This is a genomic window from Microcoleus sp. K4-B3 (assembly GCF_036704615.1).
Taxonomy (GTDB): domain Bacteria; phylum Cyanobacteriota; class Cyanobacteriia; order Cyanobacteriales; family Microcoleaceae; genus Microcoleus.
Genome location: NZ_JAUBSF010000149.1, coordinates 1 through 7,898 on the forward strand (window position 1 = coordinate 1; position 7,898 = coordinate 7,898).

A 7,898-nucleotide genomic window follows, 5' to 3' on the forward strand; every position below is an offset into this window, starting at 1 on the left:
TTAATTTGAGCGTGGGCGAGCAATAGCGCGAGCGAACTTTTTTGAGTTTTTTGGACTTATTCAGCAAGCCCTACTTACGCTCGGGTGCGGCCGGCGCAATTGCAAGGAATAAATTTACTCTATCACTTTTTTGAAAGAATTAATTGTTTAAATCAACATAAAGATACTTGACATAGTGCTATTTTTATGTATTTCTAAACACCCCCGCAAAAAAGCTCCGACATCCCCAAGCTAGCGCTTTAGGTCGGCGGAGCATTCTATGAAAGCTGCCATCTCAGAAATAGTTGACATCTGCTATACCAACTTGGCTAAACTTAATCTTTGCTTCACCATTCCAGTAGAAGTATTTTCGCTGTTTGGTCTGATTCCTGCTTCTACCTGCATGAATGGGATCATACTTGTCAACAAGCGTAAATTTGGGTGGAGCAACGCCCTATTTTTTGAGTGATTACAACTTTTTTTTGAAGCTTTTAGCGATTGTTGAACGATTATTTTTAACCAATTTAACGAATCGTGGTATTCCGTTCTACCTTTTTATAGGCTGGTCAGTTTTACATCCACTGTGGTTTACTCTCCCAGAAAATATTTATGGGTTTTCGACCTGATCCTGAGAATGCTAGACAAAACGGAGCGTCTATCAATATTCTTGCAATAAGTAGGTATGGGCAAGTTTAATAAAGTATTAAACGATTATATTAACCTCCCCAGCTCTTTCAGAGACGGCGATCGATCGAACCACAATCCTAGTCTTAAAGGTGTTGATAAATCACCTTTAGAGACTCAAAACAACTAACAGTACAAGAGGTATTGCAATTGCGCTTACTTTTATTTAAGGTATCTACGCTTTCCGAGTCCATCAAAATCGAAAGTAATCCGGATCGACGTTCTGCCATTGCTTGTTTACCCGCGCTACGATGAGGCTGAGACGAGATGCAATCAGAGATTGCACCTTATCAAAGCGTTTCTTGGCGCGGATGGTTATTCTTAATCACGAGTTAATTGCACCCCAGGCAACCGGGGCCACGCAGTTGGTTATAGGCTGCCCGGGCCGCTCCGAAAGCGTTCCTCCCCATGCCTGAAGTCAGCGGCTCCTCGTTTTCCGGTGAATTTTGAGAGAGATTACTACATTTTATTGAGTTCCGATCGCAGCTCTTCCAACTCAGCGTCAATCACCGGACTCGACTCCGAGCTGCTAGCAGCAGTTTTACCCGCTGCCGGCAATTTACCTTGAGACACAGAACCTCCGGTCAGTTGAGCTTTCATCTGAGCCAACTCGTCGTCAACATCACCGCCGCTTTCGAGCAAGCGGAACTGTTCCTCTAAATTGCTGCCGCCGGCGGCCAATTCTGCCGAAGCTCCCGCGCGTGCTTCTATCTGCAAAACTTTTTCTTCCATGCGATCGAAAGCCGCCATTGAACTGCCAGTATTCAAGGTGCCAATCGTATTGTTGAGCTGTTCCTGAGCCTTAGCAGCGGATATCCTCGCTTTGAGCATATCCTTCTTAGTCTTAGCTTCGGAAATCTTGCTCTCCAAACCGATCAAGTTGCGCTTGAGGCTTTCCACCTGAGCCGATTGCTGCTCCAGACTGGCTTTCAGGGTAGCCGCCGTTTCAGCGTGAGACTTTTTGCGCACCAGCGCTTCCCGGGCCAAAGTCTCGTCTCCTTTTTGCAGGGCTAGCTGAGCGCGCTGCTGCCACTGGTTAGACTGAGACTCAGCTTGATTGTACTGAGTTTGGGTGCGCTTTTGAGTGGCGATCGCACTGGCAACGGCTTGACGCAACTGCACCAAGTCTTCCTGCATATCCGTAACGGACTGTTCTAAAATCTTTTCCGGGTCTTCAGCTTTGTTGACCAGATCGTTAAGATTGGCTTTGACGACTCGGCTAATGCGGTCAAATAATCCCATAATGCTATTTTTCCAGGGTGAGGTGTACGAAGTAGGCGGAAAGCAGGCTTTAGGCGCTAGCCCGCAGTTGTGAAATTCACTCTTGTCAGATTTTTAGTGCGATTTAGTTTTTGGCAATTTTTGCAGACAGATAAATCCAGTTTAAAGCGATCGAGTAAGTGATGCAGGCAAGCTTATTCATGCACCTATCTATTGAGTTTAACTTCGATCCGGGAATTCCCCCACAGGCTTCGAGCCATCTCTAGCTAGGCTGTTGAGAAGTTTTTGCTCGTCCTAACTATTGTTCTGCTGCCTGGGGTTCAGGATGCGGGCGGCTCGCCCGAGGGCAATTTGGGTGTATTTTTGCCCGGAAGCATTTGTGCTTTCATCGCCGCCAACTCAATATCGACATCCTCGGCACCTTCGAGAGAGAGAAACTTCTTTTCTAAATCGTTAGTTCCGAGTTCTGCGATTGCTTCGGAGCGAGATTCTAGCTGCATGACTTTCTCTTCCATCCGTTCAAACGCGCTCAAAGCGCTGCCTGTATTGAGATTGCCCATCATTTCTTGAAGCCTTTCCGATGCTTGAGCCGATCGAGCTCGAGCAATATACATATCTTTTTTAGATTTTGCCTCGGAAATCTTACTTTCTAGCGCCCGCATATTGTCTTTAAGTTGAGTCACAACAGCGTTTTGCTGCCCGAGACTGGCTTTCATCGCCGTTGCCGTTTCTTGATAAGATTTCCTGCGCGTCAGAGCTTCCCGCGCCAAATTTTCCTCGCCTTTTTGCAAAGCTAGCTGCGCCCGCTGGTACCATTCTGCTGCAGTAGACTCAGCTTGGGAACACTGGCGTTCGGTGCGTTTTTGAGCTGCAATCGCCCCTGCCACAGCTTGTCTGATCTGCACTAAATCTTCCTGCATATCCATTACAGCCTGTTCCAGAATTTTTTCTGGATCTTCTGCAGCGCCGACCAAACTGTTAATATTGGCTCGAATCACTCGCCAAAGGCGATCGAATAATCCCATGAGGCCCGTCTCCCGATTTTCAACTTTAGAATTAAGACAGAGAAATCAGAATTAAAAACTAAAAATCAAAACTCATCAATCGTCTTTTTAATTTTGAATTTTGAATTTTTAATTCCCTCTCAGTTAGGTCGTCATGATTATTTTTAGGATGGGTAGGGCGCGAGCGTTACCCATCAAAACTGAGCAAATGTTGGGTGAAGCGAAACCGAGGGTTCGTGCTGCGGGCCCAACCTACTCGCCGATCCTCAGTTTAATTCTCTTTGCCTAATTTATGGCTGATAGTATTGCGGCTTCACCCCTTTTGCTTGCAGTTCTTTCACCAAAAGTTCTGCTGAGGCAGCATCGTTCAAAGCCCCCATTTGGATCTTGACACCCTTTGAGAAGTTCCGCACGTAGGCATCGGGAACTGCGGTTCTGGCTTGCAGCAGCGATTTTTCGTCGGTGTAATCGGTGACAACGTAATAGAAACCGTCGGCAGCGCGTGCCGGCCTTCCCAGCGGGGATGCGGCGGCTGGGGATGCTGTCGCCCGGGATGCTGTCGCTGGGGATGCGGCGGCTGGCTGGGCTGGGGAGGGTGTTGGAGGCAGTGTCGGCAGTGTCGGCACTGGCTGGGCGCTGGGGCGGGGACTGGGAAGCAAAGCCGTGCTGATATTGTTGAGTCCTTGTTCTCTCCCTCTGGCGGGGTTGCCATCTTCTGTCGGAATCGGGACAGCCGCGCTGGGGCCAGGAGGCGCTGCCGGATTGGGCGGGATTGAGGCTTTTGGCGACGGGGAAGGAATCGCGCTGGCTGTAGGATTGACATTGCTGAGAGTGCTCAAATCTAGCTCGACAAATTCCTTTGATACCAAATTTGGAGCTTTGGGCAGTTCCTTGGTGCCGGTATCTGAGATGGCAGTAGAGGCGGGACTGTCGCTTGGAGAGGGTGAACTGCGATCGAGAAAACGGTTCAGGCCGGCCATCTTAGCCAGACTTGACGGGTGCATGACTGCGTAGCCCAAAGCTGTGCACGACAGCAGAAACAGCAGCATCGAACTTAGTCCCAAGGGAGTTAACAGACTGGCTGCTAAACTGCGTTCGACGGCAGGCTCGGCTTTTGACTCGTCCAAACTTTCGATCAGTTTTTCGCTGGATTCGAGATAATTGTTGGGTGCGAAGGCACTGCTAGATAATTTTGTGCCGCCCCTGGTAGTTGCTAGCGGGGCATCGCCCTGGATGCCGGCAAGGGATAGGGGCAGCGACAGCGGCTGCTGGGTTTCCTCCGCGGCCTCCAGGGGCAACTTTTGGGCTAGCTGTTGCTCGGTTGTGGCTGTTTGCTTGCCAGTACGAACTGATGGGGACACCCACTGTTCGGCGCGCCGCCTGTGCCTTCTGTATGTTGTCAGTTCTGCTTCTAGGTTTACATCCAGACTCCCCAGGACTGCTTGCAAAGCAGGCTTGATTGGGGTTGAAGAGGATTGATGATTTGGGGATTCAACCGAAGAACGCTTACTCATTAGCAAAACTCCTACCGCCTCTGAATTGATTTTAATGTTTTGATTGTAGATATAAACAAGAAGCTTGAAAACTTGCCTATTTTATGATTAGCTAATTTTGGCGTCAATGCAACAGGGGCCGGATCGCCTGCTGTCGATCGCCGGCAGCTATCTTTTGATTTTAATTTTAAAACTTAATTGTTGTTGTGTCCCGGAGGCTGCTTAGCGAGACTCGAAGCAGCTTTTTGTATCCGGAGATACCGCTTATTTATAACCTCTCATACTCGTTCGGCATTTGTACTTTTTCTTGATCCCTAGCCGCTTTATAAACTTTTAACCTGTGTTTTTACCTATACAATGAGCCAAGACTGAGGCAATTGTTTCTAAATATAACGAGATTATAAATTAATTATAAAATTTAATTAGGCTCCGGGGATCGCTAGAACCCATACAGAATAAAGGCTGGGATGCTCTAAGGCCTGCTAGCTCTGCAAAGGAGAATTAGAGATGAAAATGATTTTCCTAAGAATTTTTATGCAAACCTCATTAACTTCAGCTTGTCGCCACTGCCGCCACTATACCCCTGAGGGGAGACGCGGGGGTGTTTGCGCTCTACTAGGCGGGCCAGTTCAAGGTCAGTGGAAAGCTTGTTCTTTAGCGGTTTCGCCTTTTGGGGCATCTTGGGAAAACATAGAAGAAATTGGACTGTGGCAAGAACCGACTCTGACGCTGCAGGATGCGGCAGTCGCTCTTTCCGAGCGCAATGCCTGCCAGCTTACAGGCACAACATTAACAGAAAAATCGGCAGCAGCAGTATCGGTCTAGTTAGTCCGCAGCAGGACAGCTAATACCATTTTCGATTTTCGATTGGGGAATCACTGATAACTATCATGGTTTGGATCTGGCAAAGCAGTTTCATTCTTTTTAGGAACTGGTATCAATACTGACACTTTTGGACGATCGGGTGCATTTGGCTTTACTAACTCATAAAAATCAGCAGTATCTACTTTAATATGAGCGCATAAAAAAACTGATTTCTCCATCCAGCTATGGCAGCCAAGGATATTGACTAAAATCAGGTTGCCGTTTTTCCAAAAAGGCTTGTTTGCCTTCGGCGCCTTCCTGGGTCATATAGTACAGCAAAGTGGCATTTCCCGCCAGTTCTTGCAAACCGGCTTGACCGTCGCAGTCGGCATTAAAAGCAGATTTCAAACAGCGAATGGCGATCGGACTTTTTTCTAGAATTTCCGCCGCCCACTGCATCCCTTCAAGTTCGAGTTGTTCGACGGGCACGACGCAGTTGACTAAACCCATTTCTAGGGCTTGCTGCGCGCTGTACTGGCGACACAAAAACCAAATTTCTCGGGCTTTTTTCTGGCCGACAACTCTGGCGAGATAGCTAGCTCCGAAACCACCGTCGAAACTGCCTACTTTTGGGCCGGTCTGTCCGAAAATAGCATTGTCAGCAGCGATCGTCAAGTCACAAATTAAGTGCAGAACGTGACCTCCTCCAATTGCGTAGCCGGCAACTAAAGCAATTACAACTTTGGGCATCGATCGAATCAACTTCTGCAAGTCGAGCACGTTCAAGCGGGGTATGCCACCTTCGTCTACATATCCGGCCGCACCGCGCACGCTTTGGTCGCCGCCGGCACAAAAGGCGTATTTGCCGTCTGTATGAGGCCCCGCACCAGTGAAAAGGACAACGCCGATTTTTGTGTCTTCGCGGGCATCAGTAAAGGCATCACACAGTTCCTGCACGGTTTTGGGACGGAAAGCGTTCCGTTTGTGAGGTCGATTGATGGTAATTTTGGCGGTGCCGCCGCTTTTGTGATAGAGAATGTCTTCGTAGGTTTTGGCGGTTTGCCATTCAATTTGCATAATCAATCAATTTTAGATGTGAGACCAAACTGTGTCTATCAAGGCAGCGACAAGTCGCTTTTAGATTTTAGATTGATTCGGTTCAATGAGATACAAGGCTCGATCGACTCTTGCAAAAAAAATAAAGCGGGACTTAGGCAGAAACCAGGTTTTTCACCAACATACGCCGTGCAGCGCTCTTGGTAGCGGTTAAACAACGCGGTTTTTCAGGGTAAGAGCGCGCAAGTCCCGTCTCAAATGGAAAAAGCGTCAAATCCTCAAACTCATTTATCACTAGTTTTACTGCCCCAAAATTTATATGCGCTGGATTATTTGCGGACTAAAATACTCAGCAAGTGCTTTGCTGCTTTCGCAAATACCGGATCGCGGGACTCGAATTCGCTGGGTTCGAGTAAAGCTTGAACTTCGGCAAAAGCTTTTGAGTCGAGGGTTCCTTCTTTAGTAAATAAAGTGTCTATGACTGCAATATGTCTGGAGTCGAGGCCGAGCCGATTTGCGATCGACTGTAAGTACATTTGCTCCCGCATATCGATGTGTCCGTCTGCCGCTGACATTTCGTAGCCAGAACCGATGAGCAACAGCTTTTCTGATTCTGAGAACAAAGCTGTCAGGGTTAGCAATTCCGTGGGGTTGAAGTAAACCTGCTGTTTGGATACTCCTTTGATAAGGCGCTGAATTAGTTCTACCCGATCGCGGTCGCCGCTGGCAAAGGCTTTGAGAGTCTTTTGCAGCCGTTCTTCTTCTTCAACTGCGATCGTCCTGTCAATAATCATCACTCCGCGCAGGATGGAAATCAGAGCAGTCAGAAAGACTACCAAAGGAGTGATATCTTGTTCCCGGAGCTTTTGCCGGCTAATGCGACACAACAGCTCAACAACTTCACTGGTGATCGTGGTGGTGTCCATAATTAAAAATGACTCTCTCTTAAGCTGTAATGTAACTTTCTTTCTCGATCTTAAGTTTTTTCTGTTACGTAGGTATGACGTGAATTCTAAAACTGAGCCGTTGTCTATTAGTGATACTACTTATTTTATTCACAAACGCTGGATGGCTAGGGCTGTGGAACTGGCACAAGCAGCCGGTGATGCTGGTGAAGTACCCGTGGGTGCTGCAATTGTTGACGGTACTGGCAAATTGATTGCCGAAGCGCAAAATCGGCGAGAGCGAGACTGCGATCCGACTGCTCACGCTGAAATCTTGGCTTTGCGGGCGGCAGGGCAAGTTTTGCAAGACTGGCATCTTAATCAATGCACGCTCTACGTCACGCTGGAGCCTTGCCCGATGTGCGCTGGTGCGATCGTACAAGCTCGGATTGGCCTGCTGGTATACGGAGCAGATGACCCGAAAACTGGCACGATTCGGACTGCTGCTAATATTCCCGATAGCGCGCATTCGTGTCACCGCTTAGAGGTGCTAGGCGGTATTATGGAGTCTGTTTGCCGCGATCGGTTGCTTTCTTGGTTTGAAGCGCGCCGGAAAAATTAACAGGTAAAATTTTTTACTCTCTTCTGGGCGATGTTTAATCGCAATTGACCCTTTAACTGAAATAATAAATCCGTAAGGTGCGATTCGTTTAGCCGAAACCCGAAAGGGGGGATGGCTAGCATCGATGGGGTAAACCCGCCAGGGTTAGAGT

General features: G+C 48.1%; 8 protein-coding genes. 3 read left to right on the forward strand and 5 right to left on the reverse strand.

What is annotated here, in order from left to right; genetic code table 11:
- The first annotated feature begins 259 nt into the window (after nucleotides 1-259).
- On the forward strand, nucleotides 260-448 hold the full coding sequence (locus tag QUA78_RS30910) for a hypothetical protein (RefSeq protein ID WP_333306379.1): 189 nt from the start codon (nucleotides 260-262) through the stop codon (nucleotides 446-448).
- A 674-nt stretch (nucleotides 449-1,122) separates the two neighbouring features.
- Here QUA78_RS30910 and QUA78_RS30915 read toward each other — a convergent pair.
- The 3 genes from QUA78_RS30915 to QUA78_RS30925 form a co-directional block, all read right to left on the reverse strand.
- Entirely contained in the window at nucleotides 1,123-1,905 is a 783-nt protein-coding gene (locus tag QUA78_RS30915; RefSeq protein ID WP_333306377.1) for a PspA/IM30 family protein, read from the reverse strand.
- Between the two features lie 299 nt (nucleotides 1,906-2,204).
- The gene (locus tag QUA78_RS30920) at nucleotides 2,205-2,909 is read right to left on the reverse strand and encodes a PspA/IM30 family protein (RefSeq protein WP_333306375.1); all 705 of its coding nucleotides are present in this window, start codon (nucleotides 2,907-2,909) and stop codon (nucleotides 2,205-2,207) included.
- Between the two features lie 269 nt (nucleotides 2,910-3,178).
- Nucleotides 3,179-4,402 carry a hypothetical protein gene (locus QUA78_RS30925; RefSeq protein WP_333306374.1) on the reverse strand — a complete coding sequence of 408 codons (1,224 nt, stop codon included), beginning with the start codon at nucleotides 4,400-4,402 and terminating at the stop codon, nucleotides 3,179-3,181.
- Between the two features lie 513 nt (nucleotides 4,403-4,915).
- Between QUA78_RS30925 and QUA78_RS30930 the strand changes: the two genes are divergently transcribed.
- A complete protein-coding gene (locus QUA78_RS30930) occupies nucleotides 4,916-5,206 on the forward strand; it encodes a hypothetical protein (RefSeq protein WP_445302412.1) in 291 nt (96 codons plus the stop codon).
- A gap of 222 nt (nucleotides 5,207-5,428) precedes the next feature.
- Here the strand turns inward: QUA78_RS30930 and menB are convergent, their stop codons facing one another.
- The gene (menB, locus tag QUA78_RS30935) at nucleotides 5,429-6,262 is read right to left on the reverse strand and encodes a 1,4-dihydroxy-2-naphthoyl-CoA synthase (protein ID WP_333202657.1); all 834 of its coding nucleotides are present in this window, start codon (nucleotides 6,260-6,262) and stop codon (nucleotides 5,429-5,431) included.
- A 308-nt stretch (nucleotides 6,263-6,570) separates the two neighbouring features.
- A complete protein-coding gene (locus tag QUA78_RS30940) occupies nucleotides 6,571-7,167 on the reverse strand; it encodes a TerB family tellurite resistance protein (RefSeq protein ID WP_333306370.1) in 597 nt (198 codons plus the stop codon).
- A gap of 79 nt (nucleotides 7,168-7,246) precedes the next feature.
- Between QUA78_RS30940 and tadA the strand changes: the two genes are divergently transcribed.
- Entirely contained in the window at nucleotides 7,247-7,747 is a 501-nt protein-coding gene (gene tadA, locus QUA78_RS30945; protein WP_172190043.1) for a tRNA adenosine(34) deaminase TadA, read from the forward strand.
- Nucleotides 7,748-7,898 lie beyond the last annotated feature (151 nt).